Below are 23,375 nucleotides of genomic sequence, written 5' to 3'. Positions count from 1 at the left end.
TCGAACGTCGTAATACGGCGTGGGCTGGCCCTTCGATGCCGGTCGGAAGGTTTGGCGCCGAGGATTTTTAAGCGCATGGAAAGCGTCGCGCGGACCCCACGGCAACGAGTCGCGCGCTTTCACGCGGACGTCACACAGCGCTCCGATAATCGCTGCTGTAAACGTTTTCAGTGAATCCTTGCTACCGCCCATGCACTCCACCATCAAGGACGTTGCCGCGCATTCAGGCGTCTCTATCGCCACGGTGTCGCGTGCGCTCAACGCACCGCAATTGCTGAATGCGGAGACGCTCGCCAAGGTCCGCGAGTCGATCGAAGCGCTCGACTTCATGCCCAGTGCGCGAGGCCGCCAGCTTCGCGGCGTACGCACGCGGCTGGTCGGCGTGGTCGTGCCGACACTGACCAACCCCGTTTTCGCCGAGTCGCTGCAAGGCATTGATGAAGCGGCCTCCGCTAGTGACTACCGCCTGATGTTGATGACGACCGCGTATGACAGCGCCCGTGAGCGCCGCGCGATCGAGACCTTGCGCGAGCAACGCGTGGACGGTCTGATCGCGACGGTCGCCGACGCCGAATCCAACCCCTTGCTCGACGAGCTTGATCGCATCGGCTTGCCTTATGTGCTGGCGCATAACGACACGGCGTATCGCGCGGCGGTATCGGTGGATAACCGGCGGGCAGCGCGTGACGGCGTGTGTGCGTTGTTGCAGCGCGGGCATCGGCGGATCCTGATGCTGGCGGGTTCGTTCGCGGAATCGGACCGCGCACGTTTGCGGTATCGCGGCTACGAGGACGCCATGCTCGACGCCGGCCTCACGCCTCATGCGCCGATCGAACTCGATTTCAACGCGGAGGATTTGCCGCCTTCACTGCTCGCCCATCTCTCCGATCCCGCTCGCCGGCCCACTGCGCTTTTCTGCAGCAACGACCGCCTGGCGATGATCGTGATGCGTGGTTTGCGGCATGCGGGCTTGTCCGTGCCGCACGATATTTCGGTGCTCGGCTTCGATGGCATTCCGCTTGGCGAATGGTTATCGACGGCGCTGTCCAGCGTTGCCACGCCGAACCGCGAGATTGGCCGGTACGCATGGCTTCATCTTGCGGTTCGGCTGGGTTTGCCTGGCGATACAAGCAGTGGCCCCATTCCGTTCAAGTTGCCTCATAGCGTAAGAACCGGCGCAACCATCGCGCCATTGATCGATCCCGCGGCCACATCGGCCTCCCTCGTATCGGAGAATCCTGCATGAAAATCCGTCATGTCCTGGCTACGCTGCTCGCAGCAACGGCTACCTTCTGCGCGGCCGGTGCGGCATATGCCGACAGCACCGCGATCTGCTACAACTGCCCGCCGGAATGGGCGGACTGGGCGAGCCAGATTGCCGCCATCCAGAAGCAGACCGGTATCCGCGTACCGTTCGATAACAAGAACTCCGGCCAAGCTATCGCGCAGATGATGGCTGAGCAAAAGAGCCCGATTGCCGACGTGGTGTATCTCGGCGTTTCATCGGCGTTCCAGGCGAAGGACAAGGGTTTGATTCAACCGTACAAGCCCGCGCATTGGAACGATATCCCTGCAGGCATGAAGGATCCTGACGGTTCCTGGTTCGCGATCCATTCAGGGACGCTGGGCTTTTTCGTCAACAAGGACGCACTCGATGGCAAGCCGGTACCGCGCTCGTGGGCGGACCTGTTGAAGCCGGAATACAAGGGCATGGTGGGTTACCTTGATCCGTCGTCGGCCTTCGTGGGATACGCGGGCGCAGTGGCCGTGAATCAGGCGCTGGGCGGCACGCTCGATAACTTCAAGCCCGGTCTCGACTGGTTCGAGAAGATGAAGGCCAACGCGCCGATCGTCCCGAAGCAGACCGCGTATGCACGCGTGATGTCGGGCGAGATTCCGATCCTGCTCGACTATGACTTTGATGCTTACCGGGCGAAGTACAAGGATCACGCGAATGTTGAGTTCGTGATTCCGAAGGAAGGCACGATCGTGGTGCCGTATGTGATGAGCCTCGTGAAGGGCGCACCGCATCAGGCGAACGGCGAGAAGGTGCTGGATTTCGTGCTGTCGGATGAAGGCCAACGCCTGTGGGCGAATGCGTATTTGCGTCCGGTGCGCGGCGGAACCTTGCCGCCTGATATTGCCGCCAAGTTCCTGCCGGCGTCGGAGTACGCGCGCGCCAAGGATGTCGACTTCGCGAAGATGGCCGCCAAGCAAAGCGCGTTCGGCGAAGAGTATTTGCGCGTCATGCACTGAACTTCAGCCATGCAAGATTCCACCTTCTCCACCCGCGCACGGATCTTCCTGCTGGCGCCCGCGCTTGCCGTGTTCTGCGCGTTCTGGCTGCTGCCGCTGGTCGCGTTGCTGCAGGCGAGCGCGGTGCCGGATGCGTTCACCGCGTATCGCGAGGTCCTGACCAACGCGCGTTATTTGCATAGCTTGCTCGCGACGATTGCGTTGTCGCTGGCGGTGACGGCGGCGACGCTGGTGTTGTCGACCAACGCGGGATTGTTCCTCGCGCGCCGCGAGTTGCCGGCCAAGCGATTGCTGGTCGCGCTGCTGACGTTTCCGCTCGCGTTTCCGGGGGTGGTGGTGGGGTTCATGGTGATCATGCTGGCCGGGCGCCAAGGGTTGATCGGCGCCATTTCCTTACGGCTGACGGGTGACCGCTGGGTGTTCGCTTATTCGCTCAGCGGCTTGTTCCTCGGCTATCTGTATTTTTCGATACCGCGTGTGATCGTTACCGTCATGGCGGCTGCAACGAAGCTGGATGCGTCGCTGGAAGAGGCGGCGCGTTCGCTGGGGGCATCGCCGTGGCGCATCTTTGTGGATGTGATTATGCCCGCGCTGATGCCGGCATTGATCGCGGCGGGCGCCGTGTGTTTTGCCACCGCGATGGGCGCTTTCGGCACCGCGTTCACGCTTGCCACCGACCTCGACGTATTGCCGATGACCATCTATACCGAGTTTACGCTGAACGCGAATCTTGCGACAGCAGCGGCGTTGTCGATCGTGCTCGGCCTCGTTACGTGGGCAGTGCTGGCGGTTGCGCGCAGCCTCACCGGCGCGACCGTCGCCGCTACCGCATGAGGACGCCGATGCCTGAGTTCCTGAGACCGCGTCGCCTGCTCGTTGCGGGGCAATTACTGCTGACGCTCGCGCTGGTTGCGTTCATGGTTGTGCCCGTGGTGATGTCGGTGATGGCCGGATTGACCGTCAACTATTTTCGCGGCGTGTCGAGTGGGCTGACGCTCAAATGGCTTGAGCAAGTGTGGGACATGTACCAAGGTTCGGTCTGGTTATCGATCGAGATCGCGCTTGCAACACTCGCCATTACGCTCGCTATCGGCGTGCCCGCAGCGTACGCGTTGGCCCGTAGCAATACGCGCTGGGCGCGTTTTGTCGAAGAACTGCTGGTCCTGCCTATCGCGTTGCCAGGGCTCGCCACGGCGTTGGCTTTGTTGTCGGTGTATGGCGGCTGGAGCGCGTTTCGCTCGAGCATGTGGTTCATCGTCGCCGGGCATGTGGTTTTTACTTTGCCATTCATGGTGCGCTCGGTGGCCGCCGTCTGCGCAGGTACCGACCTGCGGACCATGGAAGAAGGCGCGGCGAGCCTGGGTGCGTCGTTCACTCAGCGCTTCCTGACAATCGTGCTGCCGAATGCGCGGCCCGGGATTGTTGCCGGCGCGCTCGCGGTGCTGACTTTGTCGATAGGCGAATTCAACCTGACATGGATGCTGCATACGCCCGATACCAAGACACTGCCGGTCGGACTCGCCGATGCATACGCGTCCATGCGTCTTGAAGTCGGCAGCGCCTACACCATTCTCTTCTTGCTGATGACCTTGCCGTTACTGATTGCGATGCAGTGGCTGGGCGTCGATCCGGCTGGCGCGCAGAGCGCCCGAGCCGCTGCAAAACGCAAGCGCGCGTTGTCGCGCAGTAGCTCTCCGGGGCAGCAAGCCCTCACCCAATCTGTAGAGACTGCACGATGAGACTCGAAGCCGTTCCCGTCACCCTCAGCCGTTGCGCGAAAACGTTCCGCGGGCAGCGTGTGCTCGAACCTGTCGATCTCAGCATCGAACCTGGTGAGACGCTGGTGCTGCTTGGTCCGTCAGGCTGCGGCAAGACAACCACGTTGCGGTTGATTGCGGGGTTGGAAAAACCCGATGCCGGGGGCCGCGTGAGCTTCGGCGCCGATGATGTCACAGCATTGCCTATCGAGCGTCGTCAGGTCGGCATGGTGTTCCAGAACTACGCGCTATTTCCCAATCTCACCGTGCGCGGCAACGTGGGTTATGGCTTGCGGATCCAGAAGGTCGAGGCCTCGGCGGCGCGTCGCCGGGTGGATGAATTGCTGGAGATGACCGAGCTGACCGCGCATGCGGACAAGCCGATCACCGAATTGTCCGGCGGTCAACGCCAGCGTGTCGCGCTGGCTCGTGCATTAGCGCCGAGGCCGCGAGTATTGTTGCTTGATGAACCGCTGACCGCACTCGATGCGCGCCTGCGCGAAACCTTGCGTGCCGAGATGAACGCGTTGCTGCGCGAACTTCGCGTGACCAGTATCTACGTCACGCACGACCAGTCCGAAGCAATGGCGCTTGCCGACCGGATCGTGGTGATGAGCGCCGGGCGCATTGAGCAATGCGGTACGCCGCGCGAGATTTACTATCAGCCGGCGAGCCGCGCGGTGGCGCAATTCATCGGTACATTGAATCGCGTGGCGGGCGAGTGTCGCGGTGACGCATTCGTCACGCTTGGCGGTACGATTAGCGTGACGGGGCTGGTTGCGCAACTGCGCTCGCGGGACGGCGCACAGTCGGAAATTTTCTTCCGGCCGGAAGATGCCGTGCTTGTCGATCCGCGGGCTGCGCAGTTGCGCGGCGCGGTGGAGTCGGCGCTATTTTTGGGTGAACGCACCCGCTTGAAAATCAGGGACGCGGCGCCGGATGCATTGATCGTCGATGTCCCCGGCCGTGTCGAACTGGCGCAGGGAACGGCCGTGGGGATATCGGTGCGCGACGAGGGTTGGGTCGCTCTGCACTGATCCTGCACGCTCGCTTAAAGCCAAACCAAGGAGATGTCATGCTGCTCGCTCAAATCACCGATTTGCATATCAAGCTTCCCGGTGTGCTTGCGTATAAAAAAGTCGATACTGCAGCTTGTCTGCGCGCCTGCGTCGAACGTCTCAACGCGCTGAGCCCGCGTCCGGATGCCGTGCTGGTGACGGGTGATCTGACCGATTTCGGAACCGTCGATGAATACCGGCATCTGGCGGCGTGTCTGAAACCGTTGGAAATACCGGTGTATCTGATGGTCGGGAATCACGACGATCGCGCGGCATTGCGCGAGGTTTTCGATGCGCGGTATTTGCACGAAAGCGGTACCGGTAGCGACTTCGTGCACTACGCGTTCGATCTGCAAGCTATGCGGGTCATCGCGCTGGATTCGCAGAAGCCGGGGGAAAGCCCGGGTACGTTATGCGATGCGCGTCTTGCATGGCTTGAAGATCAGTTGGAGGCCGCTGACGGTCGTCCGGTGATTGTCGCGCTGCATCATCCGCCGTTTGCGACCGGTATCGGGCATATGGACGACATGGCGCTTGACGCGCAGGCGGCGTCGAAGATGGAGGCACTGATTTCACGGTATCCGAATGTGGAGCGTGTTTTGTGCGGGCATGTGCATCGGCCGGTGCACAAGCGGTTTGCGGGGACGATCGCTTCCATTGCGCCGTCGACTGCGCATCAGGTCGTGCTTGATCTGCGTGTCGATGCACCGTCGGCGTTCGTGCTCGAGCCGGGGGCGTTCGCCTTGCACTATTGGACGGATGACGTGGGACTCGTGTCGCATCATGAATACGTCCAGCAGTTCGACGGGCCATATCCGTTCTTCGATGACGATGGGGCGTTGGTGGACTAAGGGCTTAGGCGGTTAATTTTCCCGCTGTCAATCCGCCCACTCTCACGATCAACCCACTCACGTCTTCGCGATTGTTCACACTGAGCGTAGCTCCATGCCGCCCCGCAATGCTCGATGCAATCGCGAGCCCCAGCCCGCTGCCCGACCCCTGCGCGCCGGTGCCGCGATAAAACCGGTCGAACACGCGGTCCAGTTCATCGGGCGCAATGCCCGTACCCGTATCGACTATTTCAACGCCCATGCCCTTTGCATCGCGCGTAAGGATCACATCGACTTTTCCGCCCTCGGGCGTATGGCGAATCGCGTTATCGATCAGGTTGTTCAGCAAGATGCCCAGCGAATGTTCATCGCCCAGCACGACATAGTCATCCGATGCATCGCGCGCCCGCTCTTCCAGTCCCAGATCGATGCGCTTGGCCTCGGCCAGCAACGACAGATCACTCACCGACCGCTCCGCGAGAAGTCGCAGACTCATGGGCGCGAGCGACACCGCCCGGTTGGCATCCTCACGGGCCATGGCCAATAACTGATGTGCAAGGTGAATGATCCGGTTGAGCCGCCCCTCAAGACGCTCGAGCGTATGCCCATCGCCTTGCAACGTGCCGTCCCGTCGCGCCGCCTGAAGCTGCAGCTTCAACGCGGTCAGGGGCGTGCGCAACTCGTGCGCCGCGTCGGCAACGAAGATTCGCTGCGCCTGCGACGCGTCGCTCAAACGCCGCAGCAAGTCATTCAACGCATCGACTAGCGGCCGGACCTCCACGGGTACCCGTACGCCAGCCTGCAACGGCTCAAGCGAGTCGAGTGACCGCCGCGATAACGCACGCGACAATCCACCGATCGGCGCAAGCCCCCGGGCCACGACGAACAACACCAGCGCGATGGTCACCGGCACCACCAGCGCCAATGGCCACAACGTGCGCCAGGCGAGCCGCAGCGCAAGATCCTCGCGAACGGAGAACGGTTGCGCCACCTGGATATACCGGTCCGGCTGCTGCAGGCCAAACACGCGCCATCGATATTCATCGCGTTCAATCGACCGGAATCCTTCACCGATACGCGGCAACGCCGGCTCCTTGAGCGAGTGGTAAACGAGCTTGCCCTGCTGGTCCCAGATATCGATGGCGATACGGTCGTCCGCGATGCCGTTGAAGTCGTGGCTGGCCCGCTCGGCGGCGTCAGCGCTAGCAATATTCGCCGGCAACGACAGCGCGACGGTGCGCAACTCGTAGTCGAATAACTCGCCCGCTTCGCGCCGCGCAGTGTTGAAGATGCCATAGGCCGCCATCAGCGACGTCGCGGCCAGTCCGAAGATCAGCCAGCCGAGCAGCCAGCGGCGTATGGACGTCATTCGAGTCCCTTGAGCCGGTAGCCCACGCCCCGGACCGTCAATATCTGCTCAGCGCCAATCTTGCGCCGGAGGCTATGGACATGCACTTCAATGGTATTGCTGCCCACTTCCTCACCCCATCCGTACAGTTTCTCTTCCAGTTCGGCACGCCTGAATACGCGTGTTGGCTCCTCGATCAGCACCTGCAGCAACGCGAACTCGCGCGGCACCAGCGGCAACGGCACACCGGCCTTGCTGGCCTCGTGCGAGGCGGGATCGAGGGCAAGCTCGCCATGCGTATAGACAGGCTGCTTTTGCCCGGTACGACGTCGCAGCGCCGCGCGCACGCGTGCGGCGAGTTCGTCGAGATCGAAGGGTTTCATGAGGTAGTCGTCGGCGCCGGCATCCAGCCCGCGAACGCGGTCATCCACGGCGTCGCGTGCGGTCAGGATGATGACTGACGCCTCACCGCCTGCCTTGCGGTACGTGTTCAACACCTGGATGCCATCGCGTTTCGGCAAGCCGAGATCGAGCAGCACGAGGTCGTACACGCCATTGCCAAGCGAAAGTTCCGCGGCGCGTCCGTCCGCCGCCCAGTCGATTGCATAACCTAGCCGGCGCATGGAGTCGAGCACGGTCTCGGCAATCATCTCGTCGTCTTCCACCAGTAATAGCCGCATCGTGCAGTCTCCAGGTCTTGGCAACAGGTACAAGTATCGGGCATGAATTGTCTGCGGCCCGTGCTTAAGCGTTCCTTAAGCCTTAAGCGCGGGCTTCCTTGACTTCATCGCCCCTTCGATAAACCTTGCCAATTAACAGTGATCCTTATCATCCCTTTGTTTGAAAATCAGCCGTTTTAGCGACCTGACCAGCGCGGGAAAGTCCTTAAGCATCGCTTAAGCCTATGCATGTCACACTGACTGTAACTGTGTGTAATAATTCATGCCTCGTACCGATATCTCGCTGACACAAACCGCATTAATGAATATTCAAAACGCCCGCCGCTGGGCGCCGCGAGGCAAGCGTGTGTGGTTAATGAGCGCGCTCGCGCTATGCGTCGCAAGCGGGGTCAGGCTTTCCTTGCACCCATTTCTGGGCCCGGTCATGCCGGGCGTCGCCTTTTGCATCGCGGCGGCCATGGTCGAATATTTCTTTGGCCTCATCCCTTCGCTGACGGTAATGCTGCTTGGACTGGGCATTGCCGACTTCCTGTTTGTGCCACCTTACGGCCAGATTGCAGTGATCGATCGCGCTGACATCATGCTGGCGATTTCGTATCCGCTCGTTACGCTCTCCACGATCACCCTTATTGAACGTTTGCGGCGCGCGCAATTCAGTACGGAACTGATCGCGGCAGTGGCGCTCTCGCGCTACGAAATGCTGCTGCGCGCCGACAACGAACGTGCGCTCTCGCGCCGGGCGGTAGACGAAACGCATCGGCTGGTGCGGCATCTTCCGCATTACCACGACGCCATCATCTTGCTGCAGGCGGTCGATCGCAACGCGGCGCAAGGCGCCAAGGAAATGGCCCCGGGGCGGCTTTTCGCCAGCGCGCATCCCGACGATATCGAACGGCTTCAGCGTGGTTTGCAACCGGGGCGGCACCGTGTGCGCATTGCTTCGGGCGACGGCATGCATAAACTTGTGGAATGCCTCTGCGAGCGTTTTACCACGCACGCCGGTGAGTTTCTGATTTTGCGCAGGATTGATTAGCGTGACAAAGGAAACGCCCGCGTTGAACGCGTCGACCTTTTACTCCGGCAGCGACCATGCGGTCCTGATGCTGCACGGCCTGTCCAGCTCACCGCTCGAAATGCGCCATCTCGCGCGCTACCTGAATAGCGAAGGGTTCACTACGTGCACACCCAACCTTCACGGTTACAGCGCGGGCACGCCGGAATTACGCATGGAAGCATGGGTTGCGGCCGCGGTCAAAGAATTCGATGCCCTGAGCGCCCGTTACCCGCGCGTGTCCGTGTGTGGCCTTTCCATGGGCGCGACGCTCGCACTGGCGCTCGTGCGTGAGCGGCCCAGCGCGCAAGCTATCGTGCTGCTGTCCGTCACGCTCGACTACGACGGCTGGGCGATGCCGTGGTATCGCTTCCTGCTCGGCTGGGCCTATTACACGCCGCTGCGCAATCGCTGGCGGTATCAGGAAGAGGCGCCGTTTGGACTGCGCAACGAGGCGTTGCGTGCGAAGATCGGCCGGGCAATGCAGCGTAACGACTTGAGCGAAGTTGGTCCGTCGAGCATCTCGCTTCCCGCGCTGCACGAGGCCAGCCGCCTTGCCGCAAGTGTGAAAAAAACGCTGGCGGCGCTCAAGAACGATTGCCTGCTGATCCATGCAATTGACGACGAGACGTCCAGCCCGCGCAACGCGCAGTTCGTTGCATCGAACATTAGTTCGACGGTTCTGCGCACCATCTATCTCGACGATTCGTACCACATGATCACCTCCGACAACGAACGGGAAATCGTCGCCCGCGAGACGGCCGTGTTTCTCAAGGAAAGCGAGGCTGCGAGTAGCGCCGAAGGTGGCGCGAAGCCGGTGGTATCGAAGGCGCTGGCCCGACGTCTCCGGCAGATGGCAGCCATCGGTAAATAAAGCTTGGGCAACAGCCCGTCGGCGGCCCGCAGCGGCACCGAAGCTTTCAAAACAATTTTTGGTAACTGAACGCTCCGCGCGCGGATAAGCGTCGCTTAAGCATGTCTCGCGCACTCTGTGTCGTGAAACGTTTTAGTCGTGCGTGCGGTGCGAGGTTTTCCCTGAATTACCGCAGTGCCGCATGACTGCATTCTGCTTGCCGGCCGGCTTAGACGCGGCATCGGATGCAAGTGGACCTCGTTCAAGATTGAAAGCAAATTCCGCCTGGCGCGAGCCCGGAGAGACTGTCATGCAAACCACCCTGTCGATCGCGTTGCGCGCCCATGCGGTGCTTTTGTCGGCGTCGGTTACGGTGCTGACGGCAGCGTGCCTTTGCATCATCTTGTTGCTGCACATGCCGTTGGACGAACCGGGCCCGTTCGGACTCAGGGCGACGGTGTTTGGTATCGCTGTGCTTGGCGCGCTTTATGTGCGGCGTAAGGCAAGTTGCGCGTTCAACGCAGCCTTGCAGGCGCGGCAGATTGGCTTAAGCGACCTCAACGCGAATGGCGTATCCGTCAGCGACGACTGCCCGCACGCGTGGCTTGTTCAGATGTACGCGGAGCTTTGTCCGGCGGCGGCGCGTCGGCAGGTCGCGTCCAGGTAAGTCGCATGCACCATGCGTTGCCCGAAGACGATCGACTGGCGGCGTTAAAAATTCGTGCCGCCAATCGACTGTCGTTTTTTTCAAGTCAGGCGCTGTGGCTATGCATCCCGACGGTCCAGCCTGCGCTCAAAAATAGTGGCAGACGTAGTCGACGGTTTCAATCACTTCGATCTCGAAGCTCGTATTGCCCGGCACGGTGATGGACTCGCCAGCACCATATTCACGCCACGCCTCTTCTCCCGGATTACGCACGCGGCATCGTCCAGCATTGACATCGATTTGCTCCGGCGCTTGCGTCGAAAACGTCAGCAGGGCCGGGAAAATAACGCCTAGCGTCTTGCGCGTTCCGTCGGCGAACAGGATGGTATGCGAGACACATTTGCCATCGAAGTAAATATTGGCGTGCTTGATGATCGAGACGTTGTCGAATTGTGCAGTCGTTGTCATGCGTGGAAATTCCTATGGTCCGGTGTGTTGGCCGACGGCATGGGGCTCAGGCTGCCGGCACGGTGATCTGTCGTAATCGTATCGCCAGCTTCGGAATCGGGCTCGGGATCGGCATGGCCGAACCTTGAAGCGTGGTTTTGCTGCCCCGCAAAACATAGTCATTATTTCTCAGCTTGGCAATGATTCCGTGCGTGCGGCATGTGCCTGGCCAACAGGCGTGCAAACGCTAGATAGGGAAACTGGTTGTCGACAGGATTTCTTTCAGGACCATGAATGTCCTGACCTGGCGCACACCGGGCAAGTACAACAACTGCTCGGCATGCAGGCGGTTAAAGCTCTCGCTGTCGCGCGTGCGTACCAGCATGAAGCAGTCGAATTCCCCCGTCACAATGTGGCACTCCATGCATCCCGAGACCTTTTGCGCGGCTTTTTCGAATGCGGCGAAGGACTCCGGCGTCGAGCGATCCAGCACCACGCCGATGATCATCAGCATGCCCGCGTTGAGCCTCTTTGGCTCCAGCAACGCCACGATTCCCCGGATCAGCCCCGCTTGTTTAAGCCTTTCTACGCGGCGTAAACACGCTGGCGCGCTCAGGTTCACCTTGGCCGCAAGCGCAACATTTGACATAGAGGCGTCGCGCTGAAGCAGCCTGAGGATCGCGCGGTCGACGCGGTCCAACTCAGCGCTCGATTGATCGCTCATACGCGAGACACCACGAACTTTTGTTGCGCTCATAGCTATTTCTCCACACATTAATTACGTCGACAAGACGTTCATTCAGCGAGAGTTAAACAAATAACAATTTATTCGCAACCCTGATTCCAGCAAAGTTTTTTACCATACTTCTCATCGACGCAAATTAATGCGACGACTTGGCTGATCATCGGAGCGACACATGAACCTCAAGAAATTTCCCCGCCACGCGCTCACATTCGGGCCGACGCCGATCCAGCCGCTCACACGGCTGTCAGACCATCTTGGCGGCAAGGTCGAGCTCTATGCCAAGCGCGAAGACTGCAACAGCGGCCTCGCATTCGGCGGCAATAAAACCCGCAAGCTCGAATACCTGATTCCCGACGCCATCGCGCAAGGCTGCGACACGCTGGTCTCCATCGGCGGGATTCAGTCGAACCAGACGCGTCAGGTTGCAGCTGTTGCCGCGCACCTCGGCATGAAATGCGTGCTGGTGCAGGAAAACTGGGTGAACTACTCGGACGCGGTGTATGACCGCGTCGGCAATATCCAGATGTCGCGGATCATGGGTGCCGATGTGCGCCTGGTCGCCGATGGTTTCGACATCGGCTTTCGCAAGAGTTGGGAAGACGCGTTGGAAAGCGTGCGGAAGGCGGGCGGCAAGCCTTACGCGATTCCGGCGGGTTGCTCTGACCATCCGCTAGGCGGCCTGGGCTTCGTAGGGTTTGCGGAAGAAGTGCGCCAGCAGGAAGCGGAGCTGGGTTTCAAGTTCGACTACATCGTGGTCTGTTCGGTCACGGGCAGCACGCAGGCCGGCATGATCGTGGGTTTTGCGGCGGACGGGCGCGCGGATCGGGTGATTGGTATCGATGCATCGGCAAAGCCTGAAAAGACCCGTGAGCAGATCCATCGGATCGCGCGGCACACGGCCGAGCAAGTAGAGTTGGGACGTGACATCACGCTGAACGATATCGTGCTCGACGAACGATATGGCGGACCTGAATACGGCTTGCCGAACGAAGGCACGCTTGAGGCGATCCGCTTGTGTGCGAAGCTGGAGGGCGTGTTGACTGACCCCGTGTACGAAGGCAAGTCCATGCACGGCATGATCGATAAGGTGAAACGCGGCGAGTTCCCGGCAGGCTCGAAGGTGCTGTATGCGCATCTTGGCGGCGTGCCGGCGTTGAACGCTTATAGCTTCCTGTTTCGCGAAGGTTGATCGGGTTGGGGCTCAGGGCAACGTCTTGTACTGACGCAGCGTTTCAGCCACGACGCTCCTGAACCATCGATGCCCGGCGTCGTTGTGATGCCGGGCGTGCCAGAACTGCTGGACGGTCAGGTCCGGCAGTTTTATGGGCAGTGGAAAGACATCCACATCCGCAAGCCGCGAGAACAGCTCGGCGAGCTCGTCCGGTACCGCAGCAATGAAATCCGAGGTCGCGACCAGACTCGGAACAGCCAGCAGATACGGCACGTCGACCCCTACATTCAGCCGTGCGCCAAGGCGCCGCAATTCTTTCTCGAGCAATTGATTCGTGAGCGCCAGTGTTCCCGCGACCACATGTTTCCTGCCGATGAACTCCTCCAGCGTCATGCTGACCTTTTTGCGCTTGGCGCCGCCTTTGACAATGCCAACCAGCGACCGGTGAAAGAGCGGTTGCTGATGAAGATTGTCCCCAAGCTTGCCTAAGTACCCGATTGCCAGATCAATCGCGCCGTCTTGAAGCGCGCTCGCCAATTCCAGCGATGGCAATTGAATCGGTTTCAACGAAGCCAGCGGCGCACGCTCACGCAGAGCCGCCAGGAGCCGCGGTAGCAGCACGATCACGCCCATGTCGCTTAGACAGACGGAAAACGTCCGGGTGGTCGTGGTCGCATCAAAAGACTTCGTACTCCATATCTCCTGCTGGATCACTGCCAGCGCATGCGTCACGCCTTCAATGAGGCGTTCACCGACCGGCGTGGGCGCCATGACGGAGCCCGCCCGCACGAACAGGTCGTCCTGAAACAGCACGCGTAATTTTCCCAATGCATGGCTGACCGCGGGTTGCGTCAGGCCCAACCGGTCCGCCGCACGCGACACACTTCGCTCGTCGGCCAGCGCTTGCAGGACGTAAAGAAAATTCAGGTCAGGCTGCTGCATCTATGCACCCAATTCATTATGGATATGAAATTCATTGTATAGATTTATACAACATTAACGTTTAACGTCGCATCCATTGCTGGAAATTAAAAAACAGGAGACGTAATTCGTGGACTGCGACGTAGTTATCGTGGGCGGCGGCCCTGTGGGATTGTTCCTTGCGGCTGAACTGGGCCAGCGGGGAATCAGCGTCGAAGTATTCGATGCAAAGGCCGGCACCAGCACGCATCCTGCCGCGAACGCCAACAGCGCACGCACGATGGAGCACTTTCGCCGCATCGGCATTTCTTCCACCATTCGTGCAATGGGTTTGCCGCCCGACTATGCGCCGGACGTTGCGTACTTCACGTCGATGGCCGGCCACGAACTCGCGCGGCTTCATCAACCGGCATCGCAGGATGCCGTGGAATGGGCGAGGGCGCACTCGTTCACGTGGGCGACGCCTGAGCCGCCGCATCGCTGTTCGCAGTTATATGTTGAACCCGTCCTGCTTCAGGCCGCGCGGCGCAACGCAACCTGCCGCGTGCATTTCGCTGCACGTGTGGTGGACATTTCCCAGAACGATGATGGGGTCACGGCGACCGTAGAGTTGGACGCAACGCCTGCCCGTGCCGCTGAAACGCGCCTGGTCAAAGCGCGCTACCTGATTGGTTGCGATGGCCCTCGCAGTTTTGTACGCAAGTCGCTTGGCGTGCGCTATGACGGCGTGGCAGGTGAGAAACGCGAATTCATGGGCGGTCAGATGGATGCCGTCTACTTCTATGCACCGGATATTTATCGCGTCAGCCCGCACGCGCCTGCCTGGCAGTACTGGACCTTTAGCGCCAGACAACGGGCGTTGATCATTGCCGTGGACGGCAAGGGTCATTTCATCATGAACGTGCAAATGCGCGATGGCGAAGTGCCCGATGAAGACAGCGTCAGACGGCGCATCAGCGAGGCTATCGGTGCGGATATTACGTTCGAGATCAAGAGCAGTTCGACGTGGACAGCCGGTTTTACTCTGGTTGCCGAGCGCTTTTCCGTGGGGCGCGTGTTTCTCGCCGGCGATGCCGCGCACTTGTTCACGCCCACTGGCGGACTTGGTTACAACACCGGTATTGACGATGCGGCAAATCTCGCATGGAAGCTCGAGGCGATGGTCAAGGGTTGGTCGGGTCACGCGTTGGGTGCGAGCTATGAAGCAGAACGCCGGCCTGCTGCGCTGAGAAACACGGCGTTCGCGAGAGGTTTCGCCGACAGCATCGGGCATGTGCAGGTTCCGCACGAGGCCTATGCGCCCGATGCCGCGGGCGATGCGGCGCGCGCTGCGGTCGGGGACTACCTGACGTTTCATGCAACGACCGAGTTCGTTATCCCCGGCGTTCATCTTGGGACACGGTATGAGTCGTCGCCGTTGATCTCGGCTGAGGAAGGGTCTGCGCCGCCCGATTCCGCCAACCTGTATGTGCCGTCCGCGAGGGCCGGCCATCGTGCGCCGCACGTGTGGCTGGCGAGCGGCAACTCGCTCTATGACCTCTTGGGGCAGGGCTTCACATTGCTTTGCACCGCGCCTGGTGGGATTGATTCCACACACAATGGCGCCGTTCGACGCGCGGCAGCAACACTACCGCAGCTTGCGATTGTCGAGGTCAGTGAGCCTGCGGTCGCCGACCTCTATAAAGCAGCGTTTGTTCTGATACGGCCGGACCAACATATCGCGTGGCGCGGCGACGCGCTAGATAGCGGATTTGAAGCCGCAGTGCTAAGGAGTACGGGACATGTGCCTGAACGTAAGCCGGGCGCCCCAAGGCTCTGACCACGAGAGCCCGCAGAAAAAGACGGAAATAGTTTCGCACTAAAGCGAACGAATCCTTTGGAGACAGGAAATGCATGCGCAAGCGGTTACGCCTCATAGCATCATGGACGGGACGAAAACATCGTCTCTACAAATCCTCACGCTGATCCTTTGTTTTCTGGTGGTCGCGGCGGACGGATTCGACGTTGCATCGGTGGGCTATGTCGCCCCTTTGCTGAAGACCGAATGGTCATTGAGCCCGGCGCAACTCGGTCCGATATTTGGCGCGGGGCTACTGGGTCTCACAGTCGGCAGTTTCCTGTTTGGGCCGCTGGCAGACCGCATCGGACGCAAGCGTGTGATTACCGTCTCGCTGGTGTTATTCGGTATTGGCAGTCTCGCTTGCGCTTATGCACCGTCGCCTATCTGGCTGATCGTGCTTCGCTTCGCGACGGGAGCCGGGCTGGGCGGCGCGATGCCCAACGCGATCACGTTGTCCTCGGAGTTCAGTCCCGCGCGTAACCGCGCGTTGCTGGTCACGTTGATGTTTTGCGGCTTCACGCTGGGCCTCGCCTTCGGGGGCGTCGTGGCGGCATTGCTGATCCCGGCCTTCGGCTGGAAAGGCGTGTTCATTTTCGGTGGCATCTTCCCGCTTTGCCTTGTGCCGGTGATCTGGATCTGGTTGCCGGAGTCCTTGCGTTTCATGGCGGGCAAATCCCGCTATGCACGAGAAGTTCGTCAGGTGCTCAAGCGTCTCATCGGCGATGCCGACACCCCGCTTGCGCACGTCGCACCGGAAGACGCCGCTGCTCCCAACATCTCCGCAGCCCCGAAGTCGGCCGTTCGCACGCTCTTTAGTCAACGCTACCGAGCCGGCACGTTGCTGCTCTGGCTGGCCTTCTTCTGCACGCTCTGGGTCTATTACCAGGTCAGTAGCTGGCTTCCCACGGTCATCACTGACGCTGGCATCGACCCATCTCACGCGGCCCGTGTCGGCGCCATGCTGCCCTTGGGCGGCACTATCGGATCGCTGATCAATGCACGCCTGATGGACCGGATGAATCCGTTCTTCGTGCTGGCAGGTTCCTACGCCGTTGCGGCTGTCTCGATCGCGTTGATCGGCTTTTCGATCCATGAACCCACGTGGGTGTACCTGACGGTCTTCATGGCCGGGCTGGGACTCTCCGGCGCGCAGACCGGCGCGAATGTCCTGGTCGCTGGCTTCTATACAACTGCCGCGCGAGCGACGGGCGTTAGCTGGGCGCTTGGGGTTGGCCGCATCGGTTCGATCATCGGTTCCATGACGGGAGGCATCCTGCTCGCCGCGTTTCATTCGACCGGCGCAGCGTTCGTTCTCTTTGCCGCGCCGGTTGTCATAGCGGGCGTCGCCATGCTTGCCAACGGTTGGTTTTATCGCGGTAACAGCATCACACAGGCTTGATTCATTGCGACCCGCGTCGCGAATACTTGGGAGAAGGACATGCGGTACGTAAGTTTTGAAAAGGATGGCAAGGCGCTGTTGGGTGTGCGCGAGAACGGAGCAATCCGGACGCTCGGCGAGTACACGCTCGAGGCGTTGCTGGCTCAGGGCGTGGACCTGAGCACATGGGCGGCGGAGCAAGAAGGCGGGCAGATTGAAGCTGAAAAAGGGTTGAAGTTCCTGCCGCCGCTGCAGCGGCCGCCCAAGATTCTTTGCGTCGGTCTCAACTTCAAGGACCACTCGAAAGAAAGCAATTTTGAACAGCCCGATTATCCAACCATGTTCCTGCGCCTCCCTACGAGCCTGGTTGCGCATGACGAACCCATCATACGGCCACGCATCTCCGACAGCCTCGATTACGAAGGCGAGATTGCCGTGGTGCTAGGCAAGGGCGGCCGGCACATCCCTAAGGAAGATGCGTTGTCGCATGTCGCGGGTTATGCGCTGTTCAACGACGCGTCGGTTCGCGAGTATCAGTTCAAGACCCCTCAGTGGACGATGGGCAAGAACTTCGACGGCACCGGCGCATTCGGCCCGGACCTGATTACCGCCGACGAATTGCCCGCCGGCGTCAAAGGACTGCATCTGGAAACCCGGTTGAACGGCGAAATCGTGCAATCGGCCAGCACGGACGACATGGTGTTCGACGTCGAGACCCTGATCGTGTTGCTGAGCGAGGCGATCACCCTGGAAGCCGGCGACGTGATCGTGTCGGGCACGCCGTCCGGCGTCGGCTGGGCGCGCAATCCGAAGCTCCTGATGCGGCACGGCGATGTGTGCGAGGTCTCAGTCGCCGGCATGGGGACCCTGCGTAACGTGATCGTCGACGAAGCTGCTTGAAGCCGCGCGCCGAGCCCAAGGAGGATACATGTCTCAACATCGTGATTCGCAGGGTGTTGCCGTGCATTCGATCGATCACTTCGCGCTCAATGTGCCGTCATTGTCCGAGGCTGAACGGTTTTTCAGCGCGTTCGGTCTCGATGTGACGCGCGTGGCAGAGAGCCTGGATATTCGAGCCGGCGACGGTCACCGGTGGGCTCGTATTCTGCCTTCGGATCACAAGTCGTTGGCATACCTTAGCTTCAATTGCTTCGAAGGAGATTTGCCTGAGATCGAGCGCCAGTTGATGGCGGCTGGTGCATCGATCAAATCCAGCTCTCCGGTAACAACGGACAAGGCCGACGGCATCTGGTTCAACGATCCGGACGGCAATCTGATTCAGGTCCGCGTTGGACCCAAGACCACGCCTCATCAAAAGACACCGCTCGCGCATGCGGAGGTGCCGGCGGATTCGCGCGGTTCTTGCATGCGATCAGAACTCAGGACGGTGCGGCCCCGGCGCATGTCGCATGTGCTGTTGTTCACGCCCGACACGCTGCGCGCGGTTGATTTTTATGAGCGGGGCCTGGGATTGCGATTGTCGGATAGATCGGCCGACATCATCGCCTTCACGCACGCGCCGCACGGAAGTGACCACCATCTGGTCGCTTTCGTCAAAAGCACTGCCAAGGGTTGGCACCACGTGGCTTGGGACGTCGCGAGCATTAACGAAGTAGGCACCGGCGCGACGCAAATGGCAGCTGCCGGTTTCCGGGAGGGCTGGGGTACGGGGCGGCACGTGCTTGGATCGAACTACTTCCATTACGTCCGTGATCCGTGGGGATCGTTCTCGGAATATTCCGCCGATATGGACTTCGTGTCTGCCGGGACCGCTTGGCCGGCAGGAGACTTTCTACCGGAGGACTCGCTTTATCAGTGGGGGCCGGACGTCCCCGATTATTTCATCCGCAATACCGAAGCGTGACGGCGACTGCCTTTCGCCTTCCGTCGCTCAAGCGCAGTTCAGAAATTAAAAACTAAATAACAGGTCTGGAGACAATGAACTACAAAACGATTGCGGCGGCCACCGTGCTAGCCGTCAGCGGTTCTGCCCATGCGCAGAGCAGCGTCACGCTCTACGGGATTCTTGACACCGGTATCGAGCTTGTTACGCATGCCGACGCGGCGGGCGATAAAGTCATCCGCATGCCTGGTATTACCGGCTCCGTGCCGTCGCGCTGGGGCCTGCGCGGCACCGAGGACCTCGGCGGAGGGCTCGCTGCGATCTTCGCGCTCGAGAACGGCTTCAATACCCGTGCCGGCGATGTGAATCAGGGCGGTCGATTGTTCGGCCGACAAGCTTGGGTCGGGTTGTCGAGTCGTTACGGTGCGCTTACCCTGGGCCGCCAGTACACGATGTCTTACTGGGCCTTGCTTGATTCGGATGCGCTAGGCCCGGATATCTACGGCGGCATTGGCTCCCTCGATTCGTATATCCCCAATGCCCGCAGCGACAACACGGTCGCCTACAAGGGGACGTTCAGCGGCGTCACGGTGGGTGCGACCTATTCTTTCGGACGCGATGCGAGCGCTACCGGCAACTCGCCAGGACAAGGAACCTGCGCGGGGTCGATAGCCGGCAATGCACAAGCGTGCCGTCAGTGGTCAGCGCTGCTGCGCTACGACGGCGGATCGTTTGGCGTGGCGAGCGCTTACGACGAGCAGCGGGGCGGCCCGGGCGCGGCGGCCAATCTGTTCAACGGCCTCGCGCCACTTGCACTGACCAGCAGCGGCGACAAGGATATCCGCATGCAGCTCAATGGATATTTCAAACTGGGACAATTGAAGGTCGGCGGTGGGTGGTTAGGGCGTCATGTCGAGACCGACTTGCCAGCGACGCCGGAAGTACGGACCAACCTCTTCTATCTCACCGGCACTTACTACGTCACGCCTTCCGTTGTTCTCGATGGCGGCGTCTACCGTACCGTAGACAAACAGCAGGACACACGCGCCACGTTGACCGCCTTGCGTGGAAGTTATCTGTTGTCAAAGCAGACCAGTGTCTATTTGCAGAGCGGCTATCTGTCCAATAGCTCCAAGGCCCATTACACGCTAAGCCAGGGCGGACCGGGCGCGACACCGGCGGCGGGCATGGGGCAGCTCGGCGTAATGGCGGGCATCAAGCACGCATTCTGAGTGGAAGACTTCAGGCCGGGCGCGGGCAGGCCAAACCATGCGGATCGGCAACGTGGTCCGGTCCGGTCCGGAAGAGGGTATGGAGCGATTCCAGTTCCTGGACCGGTTTCGAATCGATGGCCTGATTTCGGTGAGCCAGCAGACCTGAAAGATTTGTGGGAATGAGGTTCGAAACAGACGATGTGCTCACTCCCGGCTTACTCGAGTGATCGGCAGCCTCGACCGGATCTTGCGGCACCAGATGACTGAAGCGCTTGCGCCGCTCGGCTTGCCCCTCTCGCTATATCGAGTTCCTCGCTTGCCGCGATCGGAATTAAACCTCCGGGGTAATTTGTTATGGAAGTTTTAATCCAAATGTCATGAACCGCATATGAGGTTTGCATCGCGGGATTGCTTCTGGCGACGGGCGCGGTGCCTGAATTTTTCAGCGCGTTAGGGCCCGGCGTTAGTAACGTGAAAACCTGAGAAATCGATGGAATAGATGTTGAACCCGAAGCGTTGTGTGAGTGCAGCCAGAACAGACCGGTGAACCGGTAATGGCTGCAATCACTCCACATTTACGGGTTTCATCATGCTCAACTCGCTTATTTCCCGTCGTCGCCTGATTGCAAGCGGAACATTGGCGTCGGCTGGCGTCGCGCTCTCGAAGTTCGCATTCGGCGCTTCCATGCAAGATACATCGGCCCAATCTCCCGCCGATGCAAAAGCGACGCCCGGCGTTGTGCCCGCTTACCTGGGTTCATCGCCGCAAACGCTGCCGCCGCTGCCTTACGCGGACAACGCGCTTGAGCCGGTGATCTCAGCGCGCACGATCGGGTTCCATTACGGCAAGCACCATCGCGCGTATTTCGATAACCTGCACAAGCTGCTGGCGGGTACGCCGCTCGCGCAGGCATCGCTTGAACAAGTGATCATGCACTCGCACGATCAACCCGCTCTCGCCGATGTTTTCAACAATGCCGCGCAAGCCTGGAATCACAACTTTTACTGGAATTCGCTGAGCCCGGTGACCACTCAGCCGAGTGAAAAACTCCAGGCGGCAATCGTGCGCAAGTTTGGTTCAACCGAGGCGTTGACGAAGGCATTGGTGAGCACGTCGGCGTCGCAGTTCGGTAGCGGCTGGGGCTGGCTGGTGCTCGATCAGGGAGAGCTTGCGGTCATCAAGACGAGCAACGCGGAAACGCCGTTCACGCGGGGTCTCGCGCCGCTGTTGACGGTGGACGTGTGGGAGCATGCGTATTACCTGGACTATCAGAACCGTCGTCCCGACTACCTTGTTGCTACCGTGTCGCAGCATTTGAACTGGGCGTTTGCATCGGCTAATCTGGACCGGGTCTGAGCAGGACAGAAAGCGATATGTGCGCAGCGTGGCCGTGGGCGCACAATCCATGGTCAGCCATTTCATTGAAGCAGGAGTTTCATGTTTACTCATTTCGACCGCATGAGCCGAGTGGCAGCTGTGATCGCCGTTTGCGTTGCAAGCACTGCCGCGTCCGCTGCGTCCCCTATGGATCCTCCCCAGGCGGAACGCGTCGTGACGACGACCGCTTCCGGCGTGCAGGTGTATTCATGCGAATACGACGCGCAGCACCACTTGGGTTGGGTGTTCAAGAACCCGCAGGCAACGCTCTACGATACCAGCGGCCAGGCGTTGATCCGGCACTCGGCGGGGCCTTCGTGGGAGGCGGACGACGGCAGCCGGATTGTGGGGCATGTGATCGCGCAAACGCCGAGTGATACTGCCGCGAGCGTGCCGCAGTTATTGCTCGAAGCCCGCAGCACCGCGGCGAGCGGCATGCTATCTGCTATTCGTTATGTTCAGCGCGTAAATACGGTGGGCGGCGTGATGCCGGCCTCGCCGTGTTCGACCGAACATGAGCTTGGCAGCTCGCCCTACATTGCTAACTACATTTTCTACAAGTAGCACGGGCGGCTGTGATGGCTTGCGCTACGGGCGTCGACTTCTTTAAGGACAATCATGCACGACTCCAGATTGCTGCCCCGCATTCACACGCTTCGTGCGGGTTTGCTCATTGCGTTAGCTGTGTCGATGTCGGCCTGTACGGCGCTGAGCGTGGTGACGCATTCGGTGTCACCGGATGAAGCGAGTGTTCCTGCGGGGCGTTATCAGCTCGATCCGCATCATTGGAATGTCAGTTTCGATGTCGATCACTTCAAGTATTCGCGCTTCGTCATGCGTTTCGACAAGACTACCGCGCAGTTGAATTGGAACGCCGCCGGCATGGAGCAAAGCACGGTGACGGTGGATATCGATGCAACGAGTCTCGACACCAATGTCCCGATCCTCAACAAGATGGTCTCGGGCCCGGATATGCTGGACGTCGAGCGTTCTCCGGTCATCCATTTTACGAGCACGGGGTTCAAGCGCACGGCGGACAACAAGGGTGAGCTCACCGGCGATCTGACCATTCGTGGCACGACCCGGCCGGTTACGCTTGCGGTTACGTTTAATGGGCATGCGCCGAATCCGCTGACCAAACAACAGACGCTGGGTTTTTCCGCCGATGGCCATTTCAGCCGCGCGCAGTTCGGTTTATCGACGTGGTATCCGGCGGTGGGTGATGACGTGCATGTGGCGATTCAGGCGGAGTTTGATGGCGATGTAGCCAAGTGATTTCGCTCGCGCCGGTGGACGGGGTTTGGGCGGTGATGCTAGGTTGTAGGGTTAGCGGTCGGAGTCTATGCCGGGTTGGTGCTTTCGGCGTTAGCGGTCTGCATGAGTCGGATTTTCTCTTTATCACTGTTAGCCACTGTGCGTGGCGGCACGTCATTTCTTTGTCCAAAGCGACAAAGAAACGAAGCAAAGAAAACGCTTTTAAAACACGCTACCCTAAGTGTCCACAGCGTGCAGTTCCCATTCATAGGTGCCCCAAAAGCACGGTGCTCGCCAGAACCACCGATGTTTGAACCCCTCCTTCTCGCGAATCCCGACATAGACACGCTTCGCCACCAGTGCTCTCGGGCAAGCACCGGTGCCCCAATGGTCAGCACGATCCTACGCGCTTTTTTTGCCCCATTTCTTGATGTGTTGGTTGAGTGCTCCGATCGGTTACTTCGGTTATTGCCGAAGGTCAGGGTCACGGCCTCGCGCGTACTGTTGCTTCATGTCTTGATGGGCCGATTGCACGGCCTATGCGGTTGCGTTCGTCGGTGACGGCCTCACGCATTTTGGCGGTTTGATTTCTTGGTGGGTTAGCGGTGTGATTCGTCATGCTTACTGATTTGGTGATTGTTCGCGGATAGCGCGGGGTGAACCGTGGGCGGGTTCAGTCACTGGTGGCGAAGCGTGTCAGGACCT

General features: G+C 60.2%; 23 protein-coding genes and 1 pseudogene. 19 read left to right on the top strand and 5 right to left on the bottom strand.

The genetic code is table 11. The features are described from left to right. Nucleotides 1-190: 190 nt before the first annotated feature. From GSQ93_RS23135 to GSQ93_RS23110, 6 genes are read left to right on the top strand one after another with little or no spacing between them, the layout of a single operon-like run. A complete protein-coding gene (locus tag GSQ93_RS23135) occupies nt 191-1,246 on the top strand; it encodes a substrate-binding domain-containing protein (protein ID WP_158937966.1) in 1,056 nt (351 codons plus the stop codon). Beyond that, complete coding sequence (locus GSQ93_RS23130) at nt 1,243-2,256, top strand: ABC transporter substrate-binding protein (RefSeq protein ID WP_158937965.1); 1,014 nt, start codon at nt 1,243-1,245, stop codon at nt 2,254-2,256. The genes GSQ93_RS23135 and GSQ93_RS23130 overlap by 4 nt, the downstream gene beginning before the upstream one ends. Before the next feature lie 9 nt (nt 2,257-2,265). Further along, nucleotides 2,266-3,090, top strand: coding sequence for an ABC transporter permease (locus tag GSQ93_RS23125; protein WP_158937964.1), 825 nt, complete (start codon nt 2,266-2,268; stop codon nt 3,088-3,090). 8 nt (nt 3,091-3,098) lie between these two features. Beyond that, complete coding sequence (locus tag GSQ93_RS23120; RefSeq protein WP_254073998.1) at nt 3,099-3,995, top strand: ABC transporter permease; 897 nt, start codon at nt 3,099-3,101, stop codon at nt 3,993-3,995. Then, nucleotides 3,992-5,050 (top strand): ABC transporter ATP-binding protein, encoded by a 1,059-nt coding sequence (locus GSQ93_RS23115; protein ID WP_158937962.1) that lies wholly within the window; start codon nt 3,992-3,994, stop codon nt 5,048-5,050. The genes GSQ93_RS23120 and GSQ93_RS23115 overlap by 4 nt, the downstream gene beginning before the upstream one ends. A 38-nt stretch (nt 5,051-5,088) precedes the next feature. Next, nucleotides 5,089-5,922: a phosphodiesterase gene (locus GSQ93_RS23110; RefSeq protein WP_158937961.1), complete on the top strand. Its 834-nt coding sequence runs from the start codon at nt 5,089-5,091 to the stop codon at nt 5,920-5,922. A 4-nt stretch (nt 5,923-5,926) separates the two neighbouring features. Here the strand turns inward: GSQ93_RS23110 and GSQ93_RS23105 are convergent, their stop codons facing one another. Both GSQ93_RS23105 and GSQ93_RS23100 read right to left on the bottom strand, forming a co-directional pair. Further along, nucleotides 5,927-7,270, bottom strand: coding sequence for an ATP-binding protein (locus GSQ93_RS23105; RefSeq protein ID WP_158937960.1), 1,344 nt, complete (start codon nt 7,268-7,270; stop codon nt 5,927-5,929). Further along, a complete protein-coding gene (locus GSQ93_RS23100) occupies nt 7,267-7,929 on the bottom strand; it encodes a response regulator (protein ID WP_158937959.1) in 663 nt (220 codons plus the stop codon). Before GSQ93_RS23100 ends, GSQ93_RS23105 begins: the two co-directional genes overlap by 4 nt. A 301-nt stretch (nt 7,930-8,230) precedes the next feature. On the opposite strand from GSQ93_RS23100, the gene GSQ93_RS23095 reads away from it, so the two are divergent. The 3 genes from GSQ93_RS23095 to GSQ93_RS23085 all read left to right on the top strand — a co-directional run bounded on the left by GSQ93_RS23095 (nt 8,231) and on the right by GSQ93_RS23085 (nt 10,500). Then, nucleotides 8,231-8,962, top strand: a complete 732-nt coding sequence (locus tag GSQ93_RS23095; RefSeq protein ID WP_158937958.1) for a DUF4118 domain-containing protein — start codon at nt 8,231-8,233, stop codon at nt 8,960-8,962. 1 nt (nt 8,963) lies between these two features. Further along, nucleotides 8,964-9,854 carry a carboxylesterase gene (locus tag GSQ93_RS23090; RefSeq protein WP_301952081.1) on the top strand — a complete coding sequence of 297 codons (891 nt, stop codon included), beginning with the start codon at nt 8,964-8,966 and terminating at the stop codon, nt 9,852-9,854. Nucleotides 9,855-10,143: 289 nt separating this feature from the next. Beyond that, nucleotides 10,144-10,500: a hypothetical protein gene (locus GSQ93_RS23085; protein ID WP_158937957.1), complete on the top strand. Its 357-nt coding sequence runs from the start codon at nt 10,144-10,146 to the stop codon at nt 10,498-10,500. Between the two features lie 126 nt (nt 10,501-10,626). On the opposite strand, the gene GSQ93_RS23080 is transcribed toward GSQ93_RS23085, so the two are convergent. Next, nucleotides 10,627-10,947 (bottom strand): pyrimidine/purine nucleoside phosphorylase, encoded by a 321-nt coding sequence (locus GSQ93_RS23080; protein WP_158937956.1) that lies wholly within the window; start codon nt 10,945-10,947, stop codon nt 10,627-10,629. 226 nt (nt 10,948-11,173) lie between these two features. Continuing rightward, nucleotides 11,174-11,683 carry an Lrp/AsnC family transcriptional regulator gene (locus tag GSQ93_RS23075; RefSeq protein ID WP_158937955.1) on the bottom strand — a complete coding sequence of 170 codons (510 nt, stop codon included), beginning with the start codon at nt 11,681-11,683 and terminating at the stop codon, nt 11,174-11,176. Nucleotides 11,684-11,843: 160 nt separating this feature from the next. On the opposite strand from GSQ93_RS23075, the gene GSQ93_RS23070 reads away from it, so the two are divergent. Further along, complete coding sequence (locus GSQ93_RS23070; RefSeq protein ID WP_158937954.1) at nt 11,844-12,860, top strand: 1-aminocyclopropane-1-carboxylate deaminase; 1,017 nt, start codon at nt 11,844-11,846, stop codon at nt 12,858-12,860. Between the two features lie 12 nt (nt 12,861-12,872). Here GSQ93_RS23070 and GSQ93_RS23065 read toward each other — a convergent pair whose 3' ends face one another. Further along, the gene (locus GSQ93_RS23065; protein WP_158937953.1) at nt 12,873-13,784 is read right to left on the bottom strand and encodes a LysR family transcriptional regulator; all 912 of its coding nucleotides are present in this window, start codon (nt 13,782-13,784) and stop codon (nt 12,873-12,875) included. A 109-nt stretch (nt 13,785-13,893) separates the two neighbouring features. Between GSQ93_RS23065 and GSQ93_RS23060 the strand changes: the two genes are divergently transcribed. The 9 genes and pseudogenes from GSQ93_RS23060 to GSQ93_RS23025 all read left to right on the top strand — a co-directional run bounded on the left by GSQ93_RS23060 (nt 13,894) and on the right by GSQ93_RS23025 (nt 22,691). Then, nucleotides 13,894-15,582, top strand: a complete 1,689-nt coding sequence (locus GSQ93_RS23060) for an FAD-dependent monooxygenase (protein WP_158937952.1) — start codon at nt 13,894-13,896, stop codon at nt 15,580-15,582. A gap of 70 nt (nt 15,583-15,652) precedes the next feature. Next, nucleotides 15,653-17,002, top strand: a complete 1,350-nt coding sequence (locus GSQ93_RS23055; protein WP_158937951.1) for an MFS transporter — start codon at nt 15,653-15,655, stop codon at nt 17,000-17,002. Between the two features lie 39 nt (nt 17,003-17,041). Next, a complete protein-coding gene (locus GSQ93_RS23050) occupies nt 17,042-17,881 on the top strand; it encodes a fumarylacetoacetate hydrolase family protein (protein ID WP_158937950.1) in 840 nt (279 codons plus the stop codon). A gap of 28 nt (nt 17,882-17,909) precedes the next feature. Continuing rightward, on the top strand, nt 17,910-18,845 hold the full coding sequence (locus GSQ93_RS23045; RefSeq protein WP_158937949.1) for a VOC family protein: 936 nt from the start codon (nt 17,910-17,912) through the stop codon (nt 18,843-18,845). A gap of 74 nt (nt 18,846-18,919) precedes the next feature. Next, nucleotides 18,920-20,056, top strand: coding sequence for a porin (locus tag GSQ93_RS23040; RefSeq protein WP_158937948.1), 1,137 nt, complete (start codon nt 18,920-18,922; stop codon nt 20,054-20,056). 151 nt (nt 20,057-20,207) lie between these two features. Beyond that, a pseudogene (locus GSQ93_RS38235) lies at nt 20,208-20,342 on the top strand (MarR family transcriptional regulator); the annotation flags it as partial. A 285-nt stretch (nt 20,343-20,627) separates the two neighbouring features. Beyond that, entirely contained in the window at nt 20,628-21,395 is a 768-nt protein-coding gene (locus tag GSQ93_RS23035) for a superoxide dismutase (protein ID WP_158937947.1), read from the top strand. A gap of 81 nt (nt 21,396-21,476) precedes the next feature. Further along, the gene (locus tag GSQ93_RS23030; protein ID WP_158937946.1) at nt 21,477-21,980 is read left to right on the top strand and encodes a DUF3455 domain-containing protein; all 504 of its coding nucleotides are present in this window, start codon (nt 21,477-21,479) and stop codon (nt 21,978-21,980) included. A 54-nt stretch (nt 21,981-22,034) separates the two neighbouring features. After that, nucleotides 22,035-22,691 carry a YceI family protein gene (locus tag GSQ93_RS23025; protein WP_158937945.1) on the top strand — a complete coding sequence of 219 codons (657 nt, stop codon included), beginning with the start codon at nt 22,035-22,037 and terminating at the stop codon, nt 22,689-22,691. Nucleotides 22,692-23,375 lie beyond the last annotated feature (684 nt).

This window comes from Burkholderia sp. S171 (assembly GCF_009766085.1).
Taxonomy (GTDB): Bacteria; Pseudomonadota; Gammaproteobacteria; order Burkholderiales; family Burkholderiaceae; genus Caballeronia.
The sequence above is the reverse complement of the archived record's forward strand: the minus strand, read 5'-3'. Positions and strand labels throughout refer to the sequence as shown.

Bases quoted from the DNA above. Each gene is read 5' to 3' on its own strand.
- GSQ93_RS23055 (WP_158937951.1), top strand. From the start codon at position 15,653: ATGCATGCGCAAGCGGTTACGCCTCATAGCATCATGGACGGGACGAAA.
- GSQ93_RS23045 (WP_158937949.1), top strand. From the start codon at position 17,910: ATGTCTCAACATCGTGATTCGCAGGGTGTTGCCGTGCATTCGATCGAT.
- GSQ93_RS23110 (WP_158937961.1), top strand. From the start codon at position 5,089: ATGCTGCTCGCTCAAATCACCGATTTGCATATCAAGCTTCCCGGTGTG.
- GSQ93_RS23030 (WP_158937946.1), top strand. From the start codon at position 21,477: ATGTTTACTCATTTCGACCGCATGAGCCGAGTGGCAGCTGTGATCGCC.
- GSQ93_RS23035 (WP_158937947.1), top strand. From the start codon at position 20,628: ATGCTCAACTCGCTTATTTCCCGTCGTCGCCTGATTGCAAGCGGAACA.
- GSQ93_RS23080 (WP_158937956.1), bottom strand. From the start codon at position 10,947: ATGACAACGACTGCACAATTCGACAACGTCTCGATCATCAAGCACGCC.
- GSQ93_RS23100 (WP_158937959.1), bottom strand. From the start codon at position 7,929: ATGCGGCTATTACTGGTGGAAGACGACGAGATGATTGCCGAGACCGTG.
- GSQ93_RS23135 (WP_158937966.1), top strand. From the start codon at position 191: ATGCACTCCACCATCAAGGACGTTGCCGCGCATTCAGGCGTCTCTATC.
- GSQ93_RS23115 (WP_158937962.1), top strand. From the start codon at position 3,992: ATGAGACTCGAAGCCGTTCCCGTCACCCTCAGCCGTTGCGCGAAAACG.
- GSQ93_RS23040 (WP_158937948.1), top strand. From the start codon at position 18,920: ATGAACTACAAAACGATTGCGGCGGCCACCGTGCTAGCCGTCAGCGGT.
- GSQ93_RS23050 (WP_158937950.1), top strand. From the start codon at position 17,042: ATGCGGTACGTAAGTTTTGAAAAGGATGGCAAGGCGCTGTTGGGTGTG.
- GSQ93_RS23025 (WP_158937945.1), top strand. From the start codon at position 22,035: ATGCACGACTCCAGATTGCTGCCCCGCATTCACACGCTTCGTGCGGGT.
- GSQ93_RS23075 (WP_158937955.1), bottom strand. From the start codon at position 11,683: ATGAGCGCAACAAAAGTTCGTGGTGTCTCGCGTATGAGCGATCAATCG.
- GSQ93_RS23085 (WP_158937957.1), top strand. From the start codon at position 10,144: ATGCAAACCACCCTGTCGATCGCGTTGCGCGCCCATGCGGTGCTTTTG.
- GSQ93_RS23130 (WP_158937965.1), top strand. From the start codon at position 1,243: ATGAAAATCCGTCATGTCCTGGCTACGCTGCTCGCAGCAACGGCTACC.
- GSQ93_RS23120 (WP_254073998.1), top strand. From the start codon at position 3,099: ATGCCTGAGTTCCTGAGACCGCGTCGCCTGCTCGTTGCGGGGCAATTA.
- GSQ93_RS23125 (WP_158937964.1), top strand. From the start codon at position 2,266: ATGCAAGATTCCACCTTCTCCACCCGCGCACGGATCTTCCTGCTGGCG.
- GSQ93_RS23095 (WP_158937958.1), top strand. From the start codon at position 8,231: ATGAATATTCAAAACGCCCGCCGCTGGGCGCCGCGAGGCAAGCGTGTG.
- GSQ93_RS23070 (WP_158937954.1), top strand. From the start codon at position 11,844: ATGAACCTCAAGAAATTTCCCCGCCACGCGCTCACATTCGGGCCGACG.
- GSQ93_RS23105 (WP_158937960.1), bottom strand. From the start codon at position 7,270: ATGACGTCCATACGCCGCTGGCTGCTCGGCTGGCTGATCTTCGGACTG.
- GSQ93_RS23065 (WP_158937953.1), bottom strand. From the start codon at position 13,784: ATGCAGCAGCCTGACCTGAATTTTCTTTACGTCCTGCAAGCGCTGGCC.